Annotated in this window: 17 protein-coding genes and 5 tRNA genes; 12 read left to right on the forward strand and 10 right to left on the reverse strand. The window is 71.5% G+C overall.

Annotated elements, in window-relative coordinates; genetic code table 11:
• Nucleotides 1–552: 552 nt before the first annotated feature.
• A complete protein-coding gene (locus tag P696_RS0117095; RefSeq protein WP_157429747.1) occupies nucleotides 553–819 on the forward strand; it encodes a hypothetical protein in 267 nt (88 codons plus the stop codon).
• Between the two features lie 221 nt (nucleotides 820–1,040).
• Here P696_RS0117095 and P696_RS0117100 read toward each other — a convergent pair.
• From P696_RS0117100 to P696_RS0117110, 3 genes are all read right to left on the reverse strand, one after another.
• Nucleotides 1,041–1,115, reverse strand: a tRNA-Val gene (locus P696_RS0117100).
• Between the two features lie 29 nt (nucleotides 1,116–1,144).
• A tRNA-Gly gene (locus tag P696_RS0117105) sits at nucleotides 1,145–1,216 on the reverse strand.
• Between the two features lie 174 nt (nucleotides 1,217–1,390).
• A complete protein-coding gene (locus P696_RS0117110; RefSeq protein WP_026413289.1) occupies nucleotides 1,391–2,689 on the reverse strand; it encodes an alkaline phosphatase family protein in 1,299 nt (432 codons plus the stop codon).
• A 145-nt stretch (nucleotides 2,690–2,834) separates the two neighbouring features.
• Between P696_RS0117110 and P696_RS46160 the strand changes: the two genes are divergently transcribed.
• Nucleotides 2,835–3,689: a hypothetical protein gene (locus P696_RS46160; RefSeq protein WP_034485331.1), complete on the forward strand. Its 855-nt coding sequence runs from the start codon at nucleotides 2,835–2,837 to the stop codon at nucleotides 3,687–3,689.
• A gap of 12 nt (nucleotides 3,690–3,701) precedes the next feature.
• Here P696_RS46160 and P696_RS0117120 read toward each other — a convergent pair whose 3' ends face one another.
• The 3 genes from P696_RS0117120 to P696_RS46165 all read right to left on the reverse strand — a co-directional run bounded on the left by P696_RS0117120 (nucleotide 3,702) and on the right by P696_RS46165 (nucleotide 7,422).
• Entirely contained in the window at nucleotides 3,702–5,339 is a 1,638-nt protein-coding gene (locus tag P696_RS0117120; protein WP_026413290.1) for an ABC-F family ATP-binding cassette domain-containing protein, read from the reverse strand.
• A gap of 191 nt (nucleotides 5,340–5,530) precedes the next feature.
• Nucleotides 5,531–6,001, reverse strand: coding sequence for a VOC family protein (locus P696_RS0117125; protein WP_026413291.1), 471 nt, complete (start codon nucleotides 5,999–6,001; stop codon nucleotides 5,531–5,533).
• Between the two features lie 200 nt (nucleotides 6,002–6,201).
• On the reverse strand, nucleotides 6,202–7,422 hold the full coding sequence (locus tag P696_RS46165; RefSeq protein ID WP_051467780.1) for an SGNH/GDSL hydrolase family protein: 1,221 nt from the start codon (nucleotides 7,420–7,422) through the stop codon (nucleotides 6,202–6,204).
• Between the two features lie 255 nt (nucleotides 7,423–7,677).
• Here P696_RS46165 and P696_RS0117135 point away from each other — a divergent pair, with 255 nt between their 5' ends.
• Entirely contained in the window at nucleotides 7,678–8,001 is a 324-nt protein-coding gene (locus P696_RS0117135; RefSeq protein WP_026413292.1) for a thioredoxin family protein, read from the forward strand.
• Between the two features lie 137 nt (nucleotides 8,002–8,138).
• On the opposite strand, the gene P696_RS52545 is transcribed toward P696_RS0117135, so the two are convergent.
• From P696_RS52545 to P696_RS0117155, 4 genes are all read right to left on the reverse strand, one after another.
• Nucleotides 8,139–9,548, reverse strand: coding sequence for an RICIN domain-containing protein (locus tag P696_RS52545; RefSeq protein ID WP_051467781.1), 1,410 nt, complete (start codon nucleotides 9,546–9,548; stop codon nucleotides 8,139–8,141).
• Between the two features lie 196 nt (nucleotides 9,549–9,744).
• Nucleotides 9,745–9,819: transfer RNA gene (locus tag P696_RS0117145), tRNA-Val, on the reverse strand.
• Nucleotide 9,820: 1 nt separating this feature from the next.
• A tRNA-Cys gene (locus P696_RS0117150) sits at nucleotides 9,821–9,894 on the reverse strand.
• A gap of 27 nt (nucleotides 9,895–9,921) precedes the next feature.
• Nucleotides 9,922–9,993 (reverse strand) — tRNA-Gly (locus P696_RS0117155).
• A gap of 135 nt (nucleotides 9,994–10,128) precedes the next feature.
• Between P696_RS0117155 and P696_RS0117160 the strand changes: the two genes are divergently transcribed.
• The 9 genes from P696_RS0117160 to P696_RS0117200 all read left to right on the forward strand — a co-directional run bounded on the left by P696_RS0117160 (nucleotide 10,129) and on the right by P696_RS0117200 (nucleotide 20,697).
• Nucleotides 10,129–10,851, forward strand: a complete 723-nt coding sequence (locus P696_RS0117160) for an ArsR/SmtB family transcription factor (RefSeq protein WP_026413293.1) — start codon at nucleotides 10,129–10,131, stop codon at nucleotides 10,849–10,851.
• Nucleotides 10,852–10,976: 125 nt separating this feature from the next.
• The gene (locus P696_RS0117165; protein ID WP_026413294.1) at nucleotides 10,977–11,954 is read left to right on the forward strand and encodes a chorismate-binding protein; all 978 of its coding nucleotides are present in this window, start codon (nucleotides 10,977–10,979) and stop codon (nucleotides 11,952–11,954) included.
• A complete protein-coding gene (locus P696_RS0117170; RefSeq protein WP_026413295.1) occupies nucleotides 11,944–12,783 on the forward strand; it encodes an aminotransferase class IV in 840 nt (279 codons plus the stop codon). The genes P696_RS0117165 and P696_RS0117170 overlap by 11 nt, the downstream gene beginning before the upstream one ends.
• Nucleotides 12,784–12,885: 102 nt before the next feature.
• Nucleotides 12,886–14,358 (forward strand): extracellular solute-binding protein, encoded by a 1,473-nt coding sequence (locus tag P696_RS46175; RefSeq protein WP_245627699.1) that lies wholly within the window; start codon nucleotides 12,886–12,888, stop codon nucleotides 14,356–14,358.
• Nucleotides 14,330–15,247 (forward strand): carbohydrate ABC transporter permease, encoded by a 918-nt coding sequence (locus P696_RS46180; protein ID WP_034485333.1) that lies wholly within the window; start codon nucleotides 14,330–14,332, stop codon nucleotides 15,245–15,247. Before P696_RS46175 ends, P696_RS46180 begins: the two co-directional genes overlap by 29 nt.
• A complete protein-coding gene (locus tag P696_RS0117185; RefSeq protein WP_034485334.1) occupies nucleotides 15,244–16,059 on the forward strand; it encodes a carbohydrate ABC transporter permease in 816 nt (271 codons plus the stop codon). Before P696_RS46180 ends, P696_RS0117185 begins: the two co-directional genes overlap by 4 nt.
• Complete coding sequence (locus P696_RS0117190) at nucleotides 16,056–17,135, forward strand: ABC transporter ATP-binding protein (protein ID WP_026413297.1); 1,080 nt, start codon at nucleotides 16,056–16,058, stop codon at nucleotides 17,133–17,135. Before P696_RS0117185 ends, P696_RS0117190 begins: the two co-directional genes overlap by 4 nt.
• Entirely contained in the window at nucleotides 17,132–18,334 is a 1,203-nt protein-coding gene (locus tag P696_RS0117195) for a CehA/McbA family metallohydrolase (protein ID WP_034485335.1), read from the forward strand. The genes P696_RS0117190 and P696_RS0117195 overlap by 4 nt, the downstream gene beginning before the upstream one ends.
• Entirely contained in the window at nucleotides 18,325–20,697 is a 2,373-nt protein-coding gene (locus P696_RS0117200) for a glycoside hydrolase family 38 N-terminal domain-containing protein (protein ID WP_026413299.1), read from the forward strand. The genes P696_RS0117195 and P696_RS0117200 overlap by 10 nt, the downstream gene beginning before the upstream one ends.
• Nucleotides 20,698–20,732: the final 35 nt, after the last annotated feature.

Consider the following 20,732-nt stretch of genomic DNA (forward strand, 5'->3'; position numbering starts at 1 on the left):
TTGTTCACCGGGTGGCGCGACGGCCTCACTCTGCGCTTTGTTCACCCGATCGGCGCGCGGCCCGCCCGTCCCCGTTTCTCGCACCGGTATCGTTCTCGTATGACTCGCGTATAGCGCGCCCCATCCGCATCATTCGCAGAATGTTTGCGCCTTTGCGTAAGGCGGCAGCCTATACTGTCAAGTGCATCCGAAAAGACATCGGCGCGTTCTTGGGGCCACTCGACCGTTTCGACACCGCGGCCTCGCGCCTGGCCGCCGCCCGTCCTGTCCCTGACGTGCGGTTCCCCGTTGACGCTCGACTTGGCGTGAACGCCCCGGCGTGTCCGAACGCATGCCTTCGTGCCGCCGGACCCGGCCGTGACCGGAGTCATGACAGCGGCGAAAGTCAAGCTCGGTGATGAGGAACCTGACTTATGAGGGGCATGGGACCAGTGACGATCACGTGGCGTAATTGATCGACGCGGTTGACCTCCGGATGACGGCGAAGCGATCATCTGATCGTCCGGCCGGACGGAGATCAGCGATAGGTCGTCTCTGAACAGGGAGATCCCCATGTCTCGACGTATTGCCCGTGTCGCCGCCGCACTCGGCGCCGCCGCCATGTTCGGCGTGACCGGCGCCGCGCTCGCCGGAACCGCCTCCGCCGCCCCGGCCGCCGAGTCCTCGACGACGGCCGCCGCGTCCGGCTACTTCTTCGTCGCCTTCTACCCGAACCAGGCGCAGTGCGTGGGCGGCGGCGAGTACTACATGCGCAGCGGGTACAGCAGCTACATCTGCCAGCTCGACCCCTGGCGCGGCTGGGCCCTGTACGTGCAGTAGCGGCACCGGCGAAGACCTCGGCCGACCACGGCCGGGGTCTTTCCCGTTCGTCCCGCCTCCGCCGCCGGTCACGCCCACCTCGTCCAGGGCGGCCCCTGGACGTCACGCTCCGCTCCGAAGCCGCATGATCAGCGAATCGCGCAGCGATCTCGCCGAGGAGCCCCAGAACCGGGACGAAAAGGAAAATGCAGGCCAGGCGAATTGCCTGACCTGCACCGTTATGGTGGGCGATACTGGGATTGAACCAGTGACCCCTACCGTGTCAAGGTAGTGCTCTCCCACTGAGCTAATCGCCCGGACGTCCACCCGAGAGGGTGGGCCGGAGAGCGGAAGACGGGATTTGAACCCGCGACCCTCACCTTGGCAAGGTGATGCTCTACCCCTGAGCCACTTCCGCGTGTGCTGCTCGGTGCCTTCCCTTTCGGGCCGGTCCCTCGCGGCGACAAGGAAAACTTTAGCGTGGATTCCGAGTGCATGTGACATCGGAGCCGGGCCGGCCGGCGGCCCGGCTCCGCGGCGGTGGCCAGGGTGGACCCAGGGTGGCCCCAGGGCGGATGCCCAAGGTGGAGGGTCAGCGGCGCTTGGCGGCGAAGCCGTGGCGGGCGGCGTAGGCGGCCAGGTCGTGCCAGTCGTCGCCGGTGTGGGCGTGGGGATCGAGGCAGCCGAGAGTGATCGGCCGCGGAACCGTGTAGCGCGGGGCGTCCAGGTTCGGCTTGGAGTGGAAGTCCAGGACCTCGGCGATGTTGCGGGCGGCGGCGTCCCGGACGGAGAGGGGCGCGAGGCCCCAGCGCCACTCGATGGCCTTGAGGACGGAGGTGTGGTCGTAGACCTCGTGGGCGATCGAGCGGCGGCGGGCCCTGGGGGAGATCAGCAGGCAGGGGACGCGGAACCCGCGCAGGCCGGTGCCGAGGTCGGGGCGCGGGTCCGGCCCGGCCGGCGGCGGGACGTGGTCGAAGAAGCCGCCCCACTCGTCGTAGTTGATCACGAACAGGGTGCGCGGCCAGTTCGGGGACGTGGTGACGGCCGTGTAGACCCGGTTCAGGAAGCTCTGGCCGAGCCGGATGTCGGCGAGCGGGTGCTCGTCCTCGGACATCCCGGGCAGCGCCTCGCCGAGGAAGCCGGGCTCGACGAAGCTGACGGCGGGCAGGCGCCCGGCCTTGGCGTCGGCGTAGAACTCGCCGATGTTCCGGCTGACGTCCAGGTGTTTCAGGCCCCAGAGGGCGGTGAACGGGACGTCGCTGAAGTAGTACCGGCAGGAGATCTTCTTCGCCTTCAGGCGGTCCCAGATCGTGGTGAGCTCGGAGATCGTGAACGTGTTGGACGTCCGGTCGGTCTGCCCCGCGTGCTGGAAGATCCGGTTCGGGAAGGTGGACGACATGATCGCCGGGAAGTAGCGGTCGCAGACCGTCCAGTCGCGGGCGGCGTGGCCGTGGAAGCCCAGGTCGGCGCCCTTGTAGTAGCCGATCGAGAACACGTCGTTGTGCCCGGCGCGCAGCCAGCCGTCGCACTTGCCGCCGTTGTACTCGACGCGTCCGCCGCCGTAGGAGTGGTCGGGGTCGTTGAAGCCGCAGCCCCACGGGACGGTCAGGTGGTGCGTGGAGTGCTCCGCGCCCTGGGCGTCGGTGAAGGTCAGGCCGTCCTGTTTGCCGTCCGCGCCCGGAAGCCAGCCCAGGTAGTGGTCGAAGGAGCGGTTCTCCATCATCACGACGACGATGTGGTCGATCCCCGATCTCGACGGCTCCGGGAGGGCCGAGACGGGGGCCCGGGTGGACGCCGCCGCGTCGGCCTCGGCGCCGCCCGCCGCCAGCACGGCGGCCGCGCCCGCCGTCCCCGCGAGGAAACCGCGCCGTGTCAGGTCGTCGATGCCCATGGGACTCCCTCCACTCACCGGATCGCGTGAGGAGTATCACCACGCGAGGGGCGTCAGCGGAAGAACGGGACAGGAATGGCGAGGGACAAAACCCCGAAAAGCCCGCACCCGAATCGCGTCCGGAGCTTTTTGTCACACTGGACGGGTGGGAGACAGGGGTGCGGCCGCGGAGGCGGCAGCGCGGGTCGGCGCCGTCCGGGACGGCCCTCCGGTGGGCCGCCTGCGCCTGGCCGCCGCCTTCTACCGCGACCGCCACGTCCGCTACGGCCGGGCCGAGCTGAGCTTCCTGCGCTGGACGATCGCCCGCGGCGTCCTCAACCCGCCGGACGGCGACCCGCCCGGAAGCCCCTGGTGGCGGGCCGTCAACGAGCGCCTCCTCCACGACAAGACCGAGGCCGCGCTCCTGGACGGAGCCCCGCCCGCCAACCCTCGCGTGGCGCTCTGGCAGACCTTCCTCCGCAGGCCGTCCCCGGCGTCCTGGTACCGCGCGCACAACGCCAGCGTCGTCGCGGGCTACCTGGAGAACCTGCCCCTGGCCCTCGCCGAGCTGCCCGCCGAACGCTTCATGATGAACGTGGCGCTCATGCGCGTCCTCTACACGCACGCGATGGTCGCTCACCCGCGCCTCGCCCTCGGCCCGCTGGCCCCGCTCGGACCCCTCCTCGGCGATCCGCGCAAGGGGACGGTCGGCTTCTTCCTCGACCTGCGCCGGGCCTTCCCCGAGCGCTATCCGCTCACCGGCCTCAGCGCCGAGTCACTGATCGGCGCGGAGGGCGGCCTGCCCCGCCTGCTCGACTACGGCGTGATCAACGAACGCGCCGCCGCGCTCTACCGCTTCACCGCCGCGTCCCTGGACGAACCGCGCGTCGCCGACCTCCACCGCGACGGCCTGCCCAGCTACGCCTGGCCCGCCGACTGGCTCGCCGTCCGGCCGAGCGGCCACACGAGGATCGTCCGCCTCGCCGCCCGCGCCACCCGCCCCGAACCCAGGCCCCGCTGACCCGGCCCGAGCTCAGAGCTCGACGACCTTGCCGTCCTCGACGCGTAGCCGGCGCGTCGTCCGGACGGCGTCCAGCATGCGCCGGTCGTGGGTGACCAGCAGGAGCGTGCCGGTGTAGGAGTCGAGGGCCTGCTCCAGCTGCTCGATCGCGGGCAGGTCGAGGTGGTTGGTCGGCTCGTCCAGGACGAGCAGGTTGACCCCCTTGGCCTGGAGCAGCGCCAGCGCCGCGCGCGTCCGCTCGCCGGGGGAGAGGGTGCCCGCCGGACGCAGCACATGGTCGGCGCGCAGGCCGAACTTGGCCAGCAGCGTCCGGACGTCGGCGTCGGTCATCTCGGGCACGGCCGCGCCGAACGCCTCCAGCAGCGCCGCGTCGCCGAGGAACAGCCCGCGCGCCTGGTCGATCTCGCCGACCAGGACGCCGGGGCCGAGCCCGGCATGGCCCTCGTCCACCGGGATCCGTCCCAGCAGGGCGCCGAGCAGCGTCGTCTTGCCCGCGCCGTTCGCACCCGTGATCGCGACCCGGTCGGCCCAGCGGATCTCCAGGTCGGCCGGTCCCAGCGTGAACGACCCGCGCCGCACGACCGCGCCCCGCAGGGTGGCCGCGACCGCGCCCGAGCGTGGAGCGGCGGCGATTTCCATCCGCAGCTCCCACTCCTTGCGCGGCTCCGCGACGACCTCCAGCCGCTCGATCGCCTTCTCGGTCTGCCGCGCCTTGGCCGCCTGCTTCTCGCTCGCCTCCGACCGGAACTTCCGGCCGATCTTGTCGTTGTCGGCCGCCTTCCGGCGCGCGTTCTTGACGCCCTTGTCCATCCACGCCCGCTGCGTCTGCGCCCGGTCCTTGAGCGACGACAGCTTGTCGGCGTACTCCTCGAAGTCGGCCCGCGCGTGCCGCCGCGCGACGTCCCGCTCGGCCAGGTACGACTCGTACCCGCCGCCGAAGGCGTTCACCTGCTGCTGCGCGAGGTCCAGTTCGAGGACGCGGGTGACCGTCCGGGTCAGGAACTCGCGGTCATGGCTGACGAGCACCGTCCCCGCCCGAAGATCGGTGACGAACCGCTCCAGCCGCTCCAGCCCCTCCAGGTCGAGATCGTTGGTCGGCTCGTCCAGAAGGAAGATGTCGTACCGGCTGAGCAGCAGCGACGCCAGCCCGGCCCGCGCCGCCTGCCCACCCGACAGCGACGTCATCGGCTGAGCGAGATCCACGGTGAGTCCGAGCTCCGCCGCCACCTCACCCGCCCGGTCGGCCAGGTCGGCGCCGCCCAGCGCGAGCCACCGCTCCAGCGCCTCGGCGTACGCGTCGTCCGCGCCCTCGACCGCGTCGACCAGGCCCTTCGTCGCCTCGTCCAGATCGGCCTGAGCCTGCGTCACGCCCGTCCGGCGCCCCAGGAACGCCTCGACCGTCTCCCCGGGCCGCCGCTCCGGCTCCTGCGGCAGATACCCCACGAGCGCCGTGGGCGGACTGAGCCGCACCGACCCGGCCTCCGGCACGTCCACCCCGGCGAGCAGCCGCAACAACGACGACTTCCCCGCCCCGTTGACCCCGACCAGCCCCACGACGTCCCCAGGGGCGACGACCAGGTCCAACCCGGAGAACAAAAGCCGATCGCCGTGCCCGGCGACGAGTTCCTTGGCAACGAGAGTGGCGCTCACCCCCCAACGCTACCGGCCCGATCACCCCGCCAAGCCGCACCAGAACGCCACCCCACACGATCACCAGACCCGCCGCCGACCGGTCGCCGGTCGGCCCACCGGGTACAGGGCCTCCGGTCCTGGCTTGGTGGTCACTTCGCCGAGCAACTCGGCGTGAACGCGCGCATGCCGCAAAGGAACGTTCCAGATCCTCAGTCGGCGAGTGGGGCGTTCGCCTTGAACAGCTCGGTTCCCCGGCGAGCGATCTCCTCGGGCGACAGGTCCTCGGTGTGGGTGAGGAAGACCCAGAGGTGCCCGAACGGGTCGCGCAGCATGACCTGCCGGGCCCCGTAGAACATGTCGGTGGGAGGCTGGAGGACCTCGGCGCCGGCACGGACGGCCTGGGCGCTGAAGGCGTCCACGTCATCGACATAGACATGGAGCCCCGTGGTCGAGCCACCCGAGGCACTCGGAGCTCTGAACGGGCCGTCGGCGTCCCCGACCATGATGACCGAGCCCTGGATGGCGACCTCGGCGTGAATGATCTGGCCTTCCGGGGTGGCGATGCGGAACAGTTCCTCGCCGCCGAAGGCCTCGGCGTAGAACCTGATGGCCTCCGCGGCGCCGTCCACCATGACATGCGGAACAGCGGCGTACCGGTAGCGCTCGGGAACGGACGTCATCACAGTGCCTTTCTGAGTAGTACTTGCTGGCGAGAACGCTAGAACCTCAATCAAACTTGAGGTCAACTCGACAATGGGTGTCTCGACCGGGATATGACAGCTGGGCCTGTGACGGAGGGAATCAGTAGACGCCGGGCGGGAACTCCCACCCGGCGTCTACTCGCGCTTTCACGCGGACGAGCCGATCGTGACGCCTGCCGTCAGTTCAAGGCCATGACGGGTTCGCCGTTGGTGTTGGTGCCGGTGCCGCTGCGGGTGCAGACGCCGCCGCGGGGGGAGCCGCCGTTGTACGCCTGGCGCAGGCAGTTGCGCAGGGCCAGCTGGCCCCAGTAGTTCGGGTGGATGGACTCCTGGATGTAGAAGTTCGAGCCGATGGTGGTGACGGTGCGGATCTGGTTGATCCACTCGGTCCTGTCCACCGCGCCCGCGCTCCTCCAGGAGCTCAGGCCCTCCTCCTCGATGAGGCCGACGGTGTTCTCGCACAGCCGCCGGGAGTTGAACGCCGAGGCCAGGCGCAGGGTCACCAGGTTGGACAGGCCGCTGTCGGACGCGGCGCCCGCCACGGCCTGGTCGATCAGCGTCAGCGCGGTGGAGTTGGCGTAGTTCGCGTCGTTGTTCCAGAAGCCGCAGCCGCCCGTCGACTGCCGGGTGTAGCCGGACTGCGAGTAGCGGAAGCCCGAGCCCGTGGGGATCGGCGACGGGTAGTCCTGCACGACGATCTTGTAGGAGGACGGGGAGTACCCGGCGTTCGTCATGGCCTGGGCGACGTTCCGGAACGCCTGGGCGATCTTGGCCCGCTGCGCGGTGATGTTGGAGGACGTGAAGTTGGACGTCACCGCGGAGTCGTCGTTGCAGTAGTTGGGCAGCCACGAGGGCGAGGTGAGGAAGTCGGTGACGCACTTCTGGACGATGGAGCCGAAGCCGAAGTCGTTCCCGCCGATGGAGACCGCGACCATCGTGACGTTGTGCGACGCGGCGAAGTTCTGCAGCATGAGCGCCTGGCCCTGGTCGCCGCCGCTGCTGTAGAAGTCGATCCCGGGCTTGAAGTTCCCGCTGGAGTCGCTGTGGGTGCTGGTCGTGGCCCCGGAGCAGGCGAGGTTCATGCCGTTCACGCCGCCGCCGATGTACGCCTCGGCCGACCGCGAGCGGTGGCACCGGGTGATCTGCTCGGCGGTGTGCGTGGCGTTGTCGTAGTAGGCCGTCGAGCCCAGGGCGTCGATCAGCGACTCGCCGTCGTTGCTGTTGCCCGCCCAGCGGCCCGCCTCGCCGGAGATGTAGGAGTCGCCGAGGGTGACGACCCACGGCGACCCGGATCCGGGGCCGTCGGCGTGGGCGGGCGGGGCGGTGAGTCCGGTGGTCAGCAGGCCCGCCGCCAGGGCGAGCGCGCCGACGCGCCGGAGGGCGACACGAGATCGGGCCACGGCCGGTCCTCCAAGAAGGCTGGGTGCGATGGGACCCCCGGAGAACCGCGACCGCGCGGTCATCCCGGCCGAAATGTGACACCACGCAGCGAACCAGACAAGAAGGAGGTTAGATCCGTTGCCTGTTCGTGTCCGACGCCCGCACGGGCGTCCTCGTGGACGCTCTGGCCTCGGCGATCAGGGGCTTCCGGGCGCGACCGCGCGTCCGGCCCTAAAGTGGCGATGACAGTACCGAGCGTGATCGCGGGAGTGCACATGGCGCAGATCGTGGACGTGACGGAGAGTTCGTTCGAGGCAGAGGTCATCAAGTCGGACCTTCCGGTGCTCCTGGTGTTCTGGGCGCCGTGGTCGGCGCCCTCCAAGCAGGTCGTGGAGATTCTCAGGGCGGCCGCCGAGGAGTACAGCGACAGGGTCAAGGTCGTCCTGCTCAACATCGACGACTGCCCTGACCTCCAGGCGAGGCTTAAGGTTCCACGCATTCCGACGCTCGCCGTGTACAAGAACGGCTACGAGGAAGCGACGAAGACCGGGGCCATGTCCAAAACGCAGATCTACGCGCTCATCAACGCCGCTCTGTAGCGAGGCCGAGTAGGAACCGAACGGGGGGCGGCTCATTGCGGATAGGAGGCCCGACCCGGGTGGTCGGGCCTCCTGCCGTGTGGTGCTGCTCGCTCAGCGGCGCGGCCTGCCGGACGGGGCGCCGGGGCGGGCGCGGCTTACTGGGTGATCTGCCACTTCTGGTTGTCGGCTCCGGTGCATTTCCAGTAGCCGAGCACGGTGCCCTGGCCGTTGGTGGTCAGGCAGCCGCCGTCGTACGCGGTGATCGTGTAGGTGCCGTCCGGCTGCGCGTTGAACCGCCACTTCTGGTTGTTGCCGCCGCCGAAGGACCACAGCCGCGTGTAGTAGGTGGTGCCGTCCACGGTGGACGCGGTGTTGGTGTTGGCGTCCAGGGCGCTGCCGGTGGCGATGACCGACTGGACCTCGTAGCTGCCGTCGCCCTGGCCGACCAGGTTCCAGCGCTGAGCGTCGTTGCCGTTGTCGACCTCGGCCTTCACCTTGGTGCCGTTGGTGGTCAGCGCGCCGTCCACGTCGGCGTTGTAGCCGGTGGCCGAGTGCAGCTTCACGCGCTGCGTCGGGAAGGTCCCGGACGTGGGGACGACCTCCCAGGCGGCGGGGCCGTCGGTGGTGCGGAAGGCGCGGCCGTCGTTGCACAGGCCGTTGTCGGTCCGGGGAGTGTCGGTGTTGGTGCTCGCCCCGTCCGCCTTGGTCCAGCTACCGCCCGGGGGCAGCAGGGCCAGGTCCCGGCTCGTCCAGCGCTGGGGCGTGAAGTCGCCGCAGTACCAGCCCTGGCCGGTGGAGGTGTTGTAGTTGGTGTAGACCTCCCACATGTTCCAGCCGAAGCCCGCCGGATAGTTCGTCAGCCCGGACGTGCCGGAACTGGTGAACAGGGAGTCCCACGCCTGGGTTTTGTAGTTGTAGAGGTAGGCCGTCCAGGTGTTGGACGAGGCGTCGGTCTGCTGCTGCCAGACGCGGTAGGCCGAGTCGCCGTTGGTGTAGGTGCCGAGGAAGTTCTGGTCGATCGGGACGCCCGCCTGGAAGCCGTACTGGCCCCTCGGGTCGCACCAGTTCCACGCGCCGATCTGGGCGCTGCCCGCGTTGTACCAGGTGGTGACCTCGATGCAGCCCTGCTTGGCGTTCGGGAGGAAGGTCGGAGCGTAGACGGTGTCCGGGTCGGACGGGTTCCGCAGCCGTCCGCCCGGGTTCACCGACTGCGTGGTGACGCCGCCCGCGACGCCGGTGCCCTTCATGGTGACGCCCCAGGTGAGGTGCTGCGCGCCGTCCCAGCCGGAGACGGCCGGGGCCAGGGTCCGCGGCGAGCCCTTCATGAACTCGACGCCCTTGCGGTGGTTGAGGAAGCGCTGCGTGACCTGCTTCGGGACCGTCCTGTTGAGGGCGGCCCCGCGCAGTGCCGAAACTTGGCGGCCGGAGACGTGCCCACCGCCTGGCGGCGGGGGTGTGCCAGGGGCGGACGCCGAAGCGGTGGCGGCGGTGCTCGCGGTGGCGACCAGCGCGGCTCCGGCGAGGAGCGCCATGACGGCGCGCGAGGCGGGGGGATGGATTCCCACGAGTGATGTCTCCCGGTGTTCGCGGACGGTGGTTCCGTCCGCTCCGGGGACCAGAGCTACGGCGCGTCGATCAGCACCGGATGTTCACCCGATCAACGCGCAGGTCAAGCGCGGCGTCCGCCTGCGGCGAGATCATCGGCCGGGAAACGCGGAAGCCCCGCTTCTCCGGGGAGAAGCGGGGCTTCCGACTTACGTGTGGTGGGCGATACTGGGATTGAACCAGTGACCTCTACCGTGTCAAGGTAGCGCTCTCCCACTGAGCTAATCGCCCTTGGAGGTGGAGACGGGATTTGAACCCGTGTACACGGCTTTGCAGGCCGTTGCCTCGCCTCTCGGCCACTCCACCAGAGCGAGGCCGTGTCCGGCCTCTCAGAGCGGAAGACGGGATTTGAACCCGCGACCCTCACCTTGGCAAGGTGATGCTCTACCCCTGAGCCACTTCCGCATGCCCTCCGGGTCTCCCCGGCGACACAGAGAACATTAGCGTGTCCGGGCCGCTTCCCCAAACCGGATTACGTGATCCGGTGGCGCGGGGACGCTTCGACCGGCGTCGAAGCGTCCGCCGACTAGCCTCGGGGGCATGAGCCTGGCGTACGACTCCGACATCGCCCCGATGGCCGCGCTGATGGCCGACCGGGCGCGGGCGGCGATGCTGACGGCCCTGCTGGACGGGCGTCCGCTGGCGGCCGGGGAACTCGCGCGGGTCGCCGGGGTGAGCCCGCAGACCGCGAGCGCGCACCTGGGGAAGCTGCTGGACGGCGGCCTGGTGAGCGTCGTCCAGCAGGGCCGGTGGCGGTACTACCGGCTGGCCGGGGACGAGGTCGCGGCGGTGATCGAGGCGCTCAGCCGGATCAGCCCGGACGTCGAGGTGAAGGGGCTGCGGCAGTCGCGGCTCGCGCGGCGGCTGCACACCGCCCGCACCTGCTACGACCACCTGGCCGGGGAGGCCGGGGTGGCGCTGTTCGCGGCCCTGGTGGACGGCGGCATGATCGAACCGGACGCGGGACGCCCGGTCGAGACGGGCGTCCCGTACGAGACGACCGACAAGGGCGAGCACCGGTTCGAGGAGATCGGGCTCGACCTGCCCGCGCTGCGCGGGAGGCGGCGGCGGTTCGCGGGGGCCTGCCTGGACTGGACGGAACGCCGCCCGCACCTGAACGGGGCGCTCGGCGCGGCGCTGACCACCCGGATGATCGACCTCGGCTGGTTCGAACGCGGCCGCGAGCGCCGCGCGCTCCTGGTCACCGACGACGGCCTCACCGGCCTCGCCGACTCCTTCGGCTGCGTCCTCGCGCCCCACTAGCCCGCGCCGCGGCCGGGCCGAGGTCCGGGCCGCGCCGGGGCTGGTGGTGGGGCCGGGGGCTGCGGGGACGGCTTGTGGGGGAGTGGCGTGGCCGGGGTCGGGGCCGGGGGCGGCAGACTGGGGGGATGTTCGCGCACGTCGGGGGGATGCTGGCGACCGGGCTCGCGGAGGTGACCAGCGACCCGGCGGCCCTGGACTCGCGTGGGTGGTGGGCGGTCGTCGTCACCTACGAGGGCAAGATCACCTGCGCGCGGTTCGAGGACGTCCGGCCCGCGCCGCATCCGGACGGCCCGTGGCGCGCGCCGGGAGAGTGGCGCTCGTCGCTGGACCGGGGCGAGTACATGCGGGGCGTCGAGCGTATCCGCGCGGCGATCGCCGACGGCGTCGTCTACCAGGCGAACCTGTGCCGGGTGCTGTCCGCGCCGCTGCCGGACGGGGCCGACATCGCGGGCCTGGGCGCGCGGCTGGCCCGGGGGAATCCCGCTCCGTACGCGATGACGCTCCGGCTGCCGGGGATGGCGGTCGCGTCCGCGTCGCCCGAGCTGTACCTGGCGCGGGACGGGCGGGTCGTCACGTCCAAGCCGATCAAGGGCACCGGGCGCACCGAGGCCGACCTGCTGCCCAAGGACCGCTCCGAGAACGTGATGATCGTCGACCTCGTCCGGAACGACCTCGGACGGGTCGCGGCGGTCGGGTCGGTGGCGGTGCCGGAGCTGCTGGCGCTGGAGGAGCACCCGGGGCTGGTGCACCTGGTCTCGACCGTCCGGGCGGAGCTGGAGCCGGGGGCGGGGTGGCCGGAGCTGATCGAGGCGACGTTCCCGCCGGGCTCGGTGACCGGCGCGCCGAAGGCGAGCGCGCTGTCGCTGCTGGAGGTGCTCGAGCCGGTCCCGCGCGGGCCGTACTGCGGGGCGGTCGGCTGGGTGGACGCGGACCGGCGGCGCGGCGCGCTCGCGGTCGGGATCCGGACGTTCTGGGCGGAGGACGGCCTGCTGCGTTTCGGGACGGGGGCCGGGATCACCTGGGGTTCGGACCCGCTGGGAGAATGGGACGAGACCGAGCTGAAGGCGGCTCGGCTTCTGGAGGTGGCATCCGGTGAGCGGTGAGCGGGCGAAGGTGTGGGTCAACGGGACCCTGCTGGATCCCGACAAGGCGGTCGTGTCGGTCTTCGACCACGGCGTGCTGGTCGGCGACGGCGTGTTCGAGACGGTCAAGGTGGTGCGGGGCGAGCCGTTCGCGATGACCCGGCACCTGGAGCGGCTCGGCCGGTCCGCCGAGGGGCTCGGCCTGGCCGCGCCGGACGTGGAGGAGCTCGCCGAGGGCTGCCGCGCGGCGCTCGCGGCGGCCCCGGACTGGCCGTTCTCCCGCATCCGGATCACCCACACGTCCGGGCCGGGTCCGCTCGGCTCCCAGCGCGGCACGGAGGGCACGACCACGACGATCATCGTGGCCGAGCAGACGCCGTTCCCGGCGACCGCCGACGTGGTCGTCGTCCCGTGGAAGCGGAACGAGCACGGCGCGCTGGCCGGGCTGAAGACGACGTCCTACGCCGAGAACGCGCTGGCGCTCGCCTACGCCAGGGAGCGCGGCGGCGGCGAGGCGATCTTCGCCAACCTCGCCGGGAACCTGTGCGAGGGCACCGGCACGAACCTCTTCGTCGTCCTGGACGGCGAGCTGATCACCCCGCCCCTGGAGGCGGGCTGCCTCGCGGGCGTCACGCGCGGGCTCGTCCTGGAGTGGTGCGGCGGCGTCGAGGGCGACCTGCCGCTCGCCGAGCTGTACCGCGCCGAGGAGGCATTCCTGACCTCCACGACCAGGGACGTCCAGCCGATCCGGAAGGTGGACGGCACGCTGCTGCCGGCCGCGCCGGGCCCGGTCACCCGCGCGGCGATGGAGGTCTTCGCGTCCCGTTCCGCCGAGCTGACCGACCCGTGATCGCGGGCGGGGACGGATCGGCGAGCGGGCCGGAGCGCGGATTGAAGATCAGTTAGGTCTTTACGTCATCCGTCCCATCGTTCACGTTAACGGTGACGCCTATTGGAGGTCACCGTGGACATCTCCGGACGGCTGGAACGCTCCCGACCCCATCCGCACCTCGACTCACGGTTCCGCTCACGGCTCACGGCCGCGCTCGCCCTCCTGCTGGCGGGCGCGGCCGTCTCGTCCTGCGGGGGCGGTTCGTCCTCGACCGACCCGCAGCGCAACGCCAAGGCCAGGTCGTTCACCCTCACGATCGCCCGCAACGCCATCGTCGGCGGCAAGAACGACGCCGAGGCGTCGTGGATCACCAAGACCGTCATCCCCGGGTTCGTCGCCGCCGAGAAGGCCAAGGGCCTGCGCGTCAAGGTCGTGTACCACGGCTACGGGGTGGACGACGAGGCGTACAAGACCAAGACCGCGCTCGACCTGAAGTCCAAGGCCGGGGCCGACATCGTCAGCCTGGACGGGATCTGGGTCGGCGAGTTCGCGCAGGCGGGGTACGTCAGGCCGCTGACTGACGTCGTCGGCGCGCGGGCCGACTCCTGGGACGGCTGGGGCCAGATCGGTTCGTCCGTCCAGCAGTTGGGATCGTTCCAGGGCAAGCGGTACGGCATCCCGCCGAGCACCGACGGCCGCGTGCTCTTCTACAACAAGAAGCTGTTCGCGCAGGCCGGGCTGCCGGCGAACTGGCAGCCCAAGAGCTGGGACGAGATCCTCGCCGCCGGGCGCGCGCTGAAGAAGCTGCCCGGCGTGACGCCGCTCCAGATCAACGCCGGGACGGCGATGGGCGAGGCGTCGACGATGCAGGGCGTCCTGCCGCTGCTCGCGGGCGCGGGCTCGGAGATCTACGCGAACGGCAAGTGGGCCGGTGGCGGGGCCGCGATGAAGCAGGTCCTCGGCTTCTACCGGCAGCTCTACGGGCCGGACGGGCTCGGTGACAAGAAGCTGCAGGAGGAGGCGAAGGGCCGGGACAAGTCGTTCGAGGAGTTCGCGAACAACAAGATCGGCGTCCTGCTGGAGGGCGTCTACCTGTGGCGCGGGGTGCTGAACCCGAAGGACGGCATCGCCAAGATGGCGGACCGCGACCAGGCGGTCGGGTACGCGCTGATCCCGGCGGTGACCCCCGGCAAGGGCGTCAAGGGGCAGTCGTTCGTCAGCATGTCCGGCGGGTCGGTCGCCGCGATCAACCCGCACACCAAGTACCCGCAGCAGGCGTTCGACCTGCTCGCGTACCTGAACCAGCCGGACGTGGTGAAGGCGCGCATCGCCGGGAACCCCGAGGTCACCTCGAGGAACGACGTCAACGCCGAGGCGCTGAGGGACGACCCGTTCCTGACCTTCGTCGCGCAGAAGGTGCTGCCGATCACGCTGTTCCGGCCGGGCCTCGCCGCGTACACGCAGGTGTCGACGGCGTTGCAGGAGGCGACGGCGAGTGTGGTCGCCGGGCGGAGCCCCGACGACGCGGCCGGGCAGTACACCAAGAAGCTGGAAGGCATCGTCGGTGGTTCCGGCAACGTCGACGCGAACTGAGCCCGCGAGGGCGGAGGCGACCGACGTCGTCGGGCTGGGGCGGCGGCGCGCGGCCGCGTTCGTCGCCCCGGCGCTCGTGCTCATCGTCGTGTTCCTGGTGTTCCCGGCGCTCTGGACGCTGTACCTGGGCGTCACCGACTACCGGCTGACCGGGCTGGAGGCGACGCATCCGCGCTTCCTCGGCGTCCGGAACTACACCGACGTGCTCGCGGACGGCCGGTTCCACAACTCGCTGTGGCTGACCCTGCAGTTCGTCGGCGGGTCGGCGGTGCTCGGGCAGACACTGTTCGGGTTCGCGATCGCGTGGGTGATGCGGGAGCGTCCGGCGGCCGTCCGGCGGACGGTCGAGGCGCTCGTGCTGCTCGCCTGGATCCTGCCGGGGTCGGTCGTGGCGTTCCTGTGGCTGGCGCTGCTCGACCGGGACGGCGGGACGCTGAACGCGATGCTCGGCACGCCCGGCACGGCCTGGCTGCTCGACCACCCGATGGCCTGCGTCATCGTGTTCAACGTCTGGCGCGGGACGGCGTTCTCGATGATGCTCTACACGGCCGCGCTCGGGAACGTTCCGCCGTCCCATCTGGAGACGGCGAAGCTGGCGGGCGCGTCCACCTGGCAGACGCTGCGGGACGCGGTGCTGCCGAAGATCCGGGGCCACGCGCTGACGAGCCTGCTGCTGGTCAGCCTGTGGACGTTCAACGACTTCACCCCGTTCCTGATCACGGCGGGCGGGCCGGAGAACCGGTCGGAGGTCATGTCGGCCTACGTGTACCGGACCGCGCTCGGCGAGGGACGGCTCGGCTTCGGCGCGGCGATCTCGCTGGTCATGCTGCTGATCAATCTGCTGATCGCGTTCGCCTATCTCCAAGCGCTGCGACGGAGGCGGGCATGAGGACGGCGCTGCGGCGGATCGCCGCGACCACGTTCGTGTCGCTCGTCCTCGCGTTCTTCGCGCTGCCGATGCTGTGGCTGGCGAGCGCGCCGTTCAACGCGGACCCGAAGATCCATGTGTCGCTGCCGAGCTTCACGCTGGAGAACTTCCGCGTCCTGCTGGACGACCCGTACGCGCTGCGGTCGCTACGCAACTCGGTGGTCCTCGCGGCCGGGACGGCGGCGATCGTCGTGGTGTTCGCGGCGCTCGCCGCGTACGCGCTCAGCCGGGTGCGGCTGCCCGGCCGGGACGTCCTGCTGTACCTGCTGCTCCTGCTGTCGTCCATCATCACCGGGACGGCCGCGATGGTGCCGATCTTCCTGCTCGCCACCCAGCTGCACCTGGTCGACTCGCACCTCGGGGTCGTGCTGGTGCTGTCCGGCGGGCTGCTGCCGACCGCGATCTTCCTGCTCAAGGACTTCACCGACGCCACGCCCGCGTCCTACGAGGAGGCCGCGCGGGTGTTCGGGGCGTCGCCGCTGCAGACGCTGCGGCACGTGGTCGTCCCGGTGATCCGTCCGGGCCTGGCGATGGTCGGGATCTGGACGGTCGCGCAGGTGTGGGGCGACTTCCTCATGCCGTTCCTGCTGCTGCGCGATCCGGACAAGGCCCCGGCCTCGGTGATCATGTACACCTTCTACACCGAGGGCGGGCAGCCGGACCTGGCCCTGATCTCGACGTTCTCGCTGCTCTACTCGGTGCCCGTCGTGCTGATGTACCTGCTGGTCAGCCGCCGGTACGGGTTCCGGTTCCACGGAGGGATCAAACGGTGACCGGGGTCGAACTGAGCGCGCTGACCAAGGACTACCCGGGCGGCGTCCGGGCCGTGGACGGGCTGGACCTGGCCGTCCCGGACGGCGCGTTCTTCGCGCTGCTCGGGCCGTCCGGGTGCGGGAAGACGACGTTGCTGCGGACGATCGCGGGACTGGAGACCGCGACGTCCGGGACGGTCCGGATCGGCGACCGCGACGTGACGCGGCTGCCGCCGGGACGCCGCGACGTCGGCATGGTCTTCCAGGACTACGCGCTGTTCCCGCACATGACCGTCGCCGACAACATCGCCTACCCGCTGCGCATCAAGAAGACGGGGAAGGCCGAGAGGCACGCGGCGGCGGCCGACGTCGCGGCCTCGCTCGGTCTTTCCGACCTGCTGGAACGCCGTCCGGCGGAGCTGAGCGGCGGGCAGCAGCAGCGCGTCGCGCTGGCCCGCGCGATGGCGGCGCGTCCGACGGTGTTCCTGCTGGACGAGCCGCTCTCCAACCTGGACGCGCGGCTGCGCCTCGAAGCCCGCACGTTCCTCAAGAAGCTCCAGCACGAGCTGGGCGTGACCACGCTGTTCGTCACCCACGACCAGGCGGAGGCGCTCGCGATGGCCGACCTGATCGCCGTCATGGAGGCCGGGCGGATCCGCCAGGTCGGGACGCCCGCCGAGGTGTTCCGGAGGCCCGCGAACCTGTTCGTCGCGTCGTTCATCGGCTCGACCCCGATGAACCTCGTCGAGGCGCGCGTCGCGGACGGCCTGGTCGAGGCGGCGGGCGCGCGGCTGCGCCCGCCCGTGCGGGTCGAGGACGGCGTGCCCGTCGTGTACGGCGTCCGGCCCGAGTACCTCGACTACTCCGCGGCGCCCGTGGACGAGGCGTTCCACGGACGTGTCGTGGTCGTGGAGAACCTGGGTACCAGCTCACTGGTGACCCTCGAGACCGAGGGCGGCGTGCTCGTCCACGTCGTCGTCCCCGAGGACGCCGAACCGGCGCCGGGGGACGAGGGCTGGGCGAGCCCCCGCCCCGGCCGATCCCTGCTCTACCGCGAAGGAGATCTCTTGACCAACGACGTGGCGGCGGCGGCATGATCCGGTTCGAGGGCGTCTGGACGCTGGAGGACCGGCTCGACCAGATCATGCGCGAGCTCGCGTTCGAGGTGCCGCCGGGCACCGCGGCGCTGACCGTCCGGCTGAGTTTCGTCGGCGGGGTGATCGACCTCGGTTGCGGCGGGCCGGACGGGTTCCGGGGCTGGTCGGGCGGCGCGCGCGACACCTACACGATCGCCGCCGACTGGGCGACGCCCGGCTACCTGCCGGGTGAGCTGGAGCCGGGGGAGTGGCACGTGTGGCTGCGGCTGCACCGGATCCCGCCGGACGGCACTCCGTACGAGGTCACGGTCACCCTGCGCGATCGCGCGCCGGAGCGTCCGGAGACGCTGACGCCGCCTGTGGTGACCGACCGTCCGGCGCGGCGGGACGGGCTGCCCGAGCCGTCCGGGATGCGGTGGTTCGCCGGTGACCTGCACGCGCACACCGTCCACAGCGACGGGACGCTGACCGTGCCCGAGCTGGCCGGGCTCGCGGTGAAGCAGGGGCTCGACTTCCTCGCCGTGACCGACCACAACACGGTCAGCCACCATCCGGAGCTGCCCGGGGTGTCCAAGCACGCGGGGATCGTCCTGGTTCCGGGGCAGGAGGTCACGACCGACTACGGGCACGCGAACGTGTTCGGCGACGTGGGGTGGGTCGACTTCCGGCGTCCGGCGGCCGAGTGGGACCCGGGTGACGGCGGCGTCCTGTCGATCAACCATCCCCTGTCCGGGGACTGCGCGTGGCGGCACGACGTCCCGCCGGACGCGCGGGCCCGGCACGTCGAACTGTGGCATTCGTCCTGGTGGGACCGGACGTGGGGCGCGCCGCTCGCGTGGGCCGCGCTCTGGCGGGACGACACGGTCGCGCTCGGCGGCAGCGACTTCCACGATCCGTCCCAGCACAAGACGCTCGGCGAGCCGACCACATGGGTGCTCGCCGAGGACGACTCCCCGGACGCGGTCGTCGCCGCGATCGCCGCCGGACGGACCGCCGTCACCCCCGGCCCGCGCGGCGGCCCGATCCTGCTGCGCGTCGGCGACGAACTGCACGCGCTGGACGCGGACGGGACCGTCCTGTGCGGGCCGGACGGCCGTCGCGCCGCCGTGCGCGGCGACCGGGTGACCCTGCCCGCCCTCGGAACCGGAACACACCGCCTCGAAACTGACAGGAACGAGGTGATCGCACTATGCGGTTGACGGACTCGGCGATTGACGACGGCCTTGTGGTGGTCCCGCACACGCACTGGGACCGCGAGTGGTACCTGCCGTTCCAGCGGTTCCGGCTGCGGCTGGTCGGGCTGCTGGACGACGTGCTGGAGCGGATGGACCGCGACCCCCGGCTGCGGTTCACCCTGGACGGCCAGATGGCCGCCGTGGACGACTACCTGGAGATCCGGCCCGAGCGCGCCGAACTGGTCGGACGGCTCGTCCGGGACGGGCGGCTCGCGGTCGGGCCGTGGCAGATCCTCATGGACGAGTTCCTGTGCTCGGGCGAGACGATCGTGCGGAACCTGGAGCTCGGGCTGCGCCGCGCGGACGACCTCGGCGGCGCGATGCGGCTCGGCTACCTGCCCGACATGTTCGGGCACATCGCGCAGATGCCGCAGATCCTGCGCGGGTTCGGGCTCGACCGGGCGTGTGTGTGGCGGGGCGTCCCGGAGCGGGTGACGACGCACGCGTTCGCCTGGCGGGCCCCGGACGGCTCGGCGGTCCGCACCGAGTACCTGCCCGGCGGGTACGGCAACGCCGTCCACATGTTCGGCGACGCGGGCCTGGTGGACGGCCGCGCCGAGGAGGTCGCGGCGTGGCTGCGCGAGTGGCGTCCGGAGGGCGGGCCGTCGCTGGCGATGTACGGGTCCGACCACACCGCTCCTGCCGCCGACCTGGCCGAACAGGTGGAGAACGCCTCACTGCCCATGCGGCTGGCGACGTTGGGCGAGTTCCTCACGGACGCGTCCCTTGACGGCCTGCCCGTGGTGGAAGGCGAGATGCGCTCCCACGCGCGCGCGAACATCCTGCCCGGCGTGTTCTCCGTGCGCATCCCGCTGAAGGCGGCGATGGGCGCGGCCGAACGGCGCGTCGCCCGCTACGCCGAGCCGCTCGCCGCGCTCTGGCTCGCGGACGGCTCGGCCGACCGGTTCCTCGAACTCGCGTGGCGGAAGCTGATCGAGGTGAGCTGCCACGACTCGGTCACCGGGTGCGGCAGCGACGCCACGGCACAGCAGGTCGCCGCCCGCATGGCCGAGGCCGAACAGCTCGGGCACGCCGTGTTCGACCTGGTCACAGGCCGTCTCGCCGCCGAGGTCGACAGAAGCGACCACCTGGTCGTGAACCCGTCGCCGGTGCTGCGGCGCGGCGTGATCCGCGTCGGCGGGCCCCGGGACGGCGAGCTCCGGGACGGCAGGCTCCGGGGAGGCGGGCTTCAGGGCGGCGAACCGGTGCTCGTGGAGGTGCCGCCGCTCGGCGTCGCGACCGCGAGGGCGGCGGCCGTCCAGCCGCGCCACCCGGCGCGTGTCGAGGCGGACCGTCCGGCGAACGATCTGGTCGACGTCCGGGACCTGGGCCGGATCGTGGACGGCGGCGACGTCGGAGACACCTACAACTACGCGCCGCCGAAGCACGACGTCGTGGTGGATGAGCCGCTGTCCGAGCAGGTCCGGGTCGTCGAGACAGGGCCGCTCGTCGCGTCCGTCGCCGTCGACCGCGAGTACCGCTGGCCGGTCGAAGCCGACGCGGACGCCCGCTCGGACGCGACGGCGACGGTCGTGGTGCGGACGCTCGCGGAGGTCCACGCGGACGAGCCCTTCACCCGGATGACCGTCGCGTTCGACAACCCGTCCCGCGACCACCGCGTCCGGCTGCACCTGCCCCTGCCGCGCCGCGCGGCGAGCTCGTTCGGGGAGGGGCAGTTCGCGGTCGTCGAGCGCGGGCTGACCGGAGAGGGCGGGCACGGGGAGGTCCCGGTCCCGACCTTCACCGCGCACGCGTTCGTCGCGGCGGGCGGCCTCGCGGTGCTGCTCAGGCACGTCACCGAGTACGAGATCGTCAACGACGGAGCCGAGCTGGCGCTGACGCTGCTGCGGTCGGTGAACTGGCTGTCCCGCGACGACAACGGCCTGCGGGAGGAGCCCGCCGGGCCCCAGATCGCCACCCCGGACGCCCAGTGCCTCGGCCCCCACGCCTTCGAGCTGGCGCTGATGCGCTACGACGGCGACCGTCCGGGGCCCGAGGTGCTCGCGGCGGCCGAGCTGTACGGGCACGAGCTGAGGGCCGTGCGGGGGATCGCGCCCGAGGGCACGCCCGCGCCCGCTCCGCGCTCCGGCCTCGGGATCGAGGGGGACGGCGTGGTCCTGTCGTCCCTGCGCCGCCGCGACGGGAGGCTCGAACTGCGTGTGGTGAACGAACGTCCCGAGCCGGGCGAGGTCGTCGTGACCGGCGACTTCGGGTCGGCGACCCGCTGCGACCTGGCGGGCCGTCCGGCCGGGGAGGTGGACGTCGCGTCCGGACGGTGCGTCCTGCCGCTGCGGCCCTGGGAGATCGCGACCGTCACCCTGAGCTGAGCCGACCCGGGCCGGGTGGTGCCCGCACCGCCCGG

This window comes from Actinomadura oligospora ATCC 43269, assembly GCF_000518265.1.
GTDB classification, from domain to species: domain Bacteria; phylum Actinomycetota; class Actinomycetes; order Streptosporangiales; family Streptosporangiaceae; genus Spirillospora; species Spirillospora oligospora.

Coding starts and splice junctions, on each gene's coding strand:
- P696_RS0117095 (WP_157429747.1), top strand. CDS start 553: ATGTCTCGACGTATTGCCCGTGTCGCCGCCGCACTCGGCGCCGCCGCC.
- P696_RS0117110 (WP_026413289.1), bottom strand. CDS start 2,689: ATGGGCATCGACGACCTGACACGGCGCGGTTTCCTCGCGGGGACGGCG.
- P696_RS0117125 (WP_026413291.1), bottom strand. CDS start 6,001: ATGACGTCCGTTCCCGAGCGCTACCGGTACGCCGCTGTTCCGCATGTC.
- P696_RS0117135 (WP_026413292.1), top strand. CDS start 7,678: ATGGCGCAGATCGTGGACGTGACGGAGAGTTCGTTCGAGGCAGAGGTC.
- P696_RS0117160 (WP_026413293.1), top strand. CDS start 10,129: ATGAGCCTGGCGTACGACTCCGACATCGCCCCGATGGCCGCGCTGATG.
- P696_RS0117165 (WP_026413294.1), top strand. CDS start 10,977: ATGTTCGCGCACGTCGGGGGGATGCTGGCGACCGGGCTCGCGGAGGTG.
- P696_RS0117185 (WP_034485334.1), top strand. CDS start 15,244: ATGAGGACGGCGCTGCGGCGGATCGCCGCGACCACGTTCGTGTCGCTC.
- P696_RS0117195 (WP_034485335.1), top strand. CDS start 17,132: ATGATCCGGTTCGAGGGCGTCTGGACGCTGGAGGACCGGCTCGACCAG.
- P696_RS0117200 (WP_026413299.1), top strand. CDS start 18,325: ATGCGGTTGACGGACTCGGCGATTGACGACGGCCTTGTGGTGGTCCCG.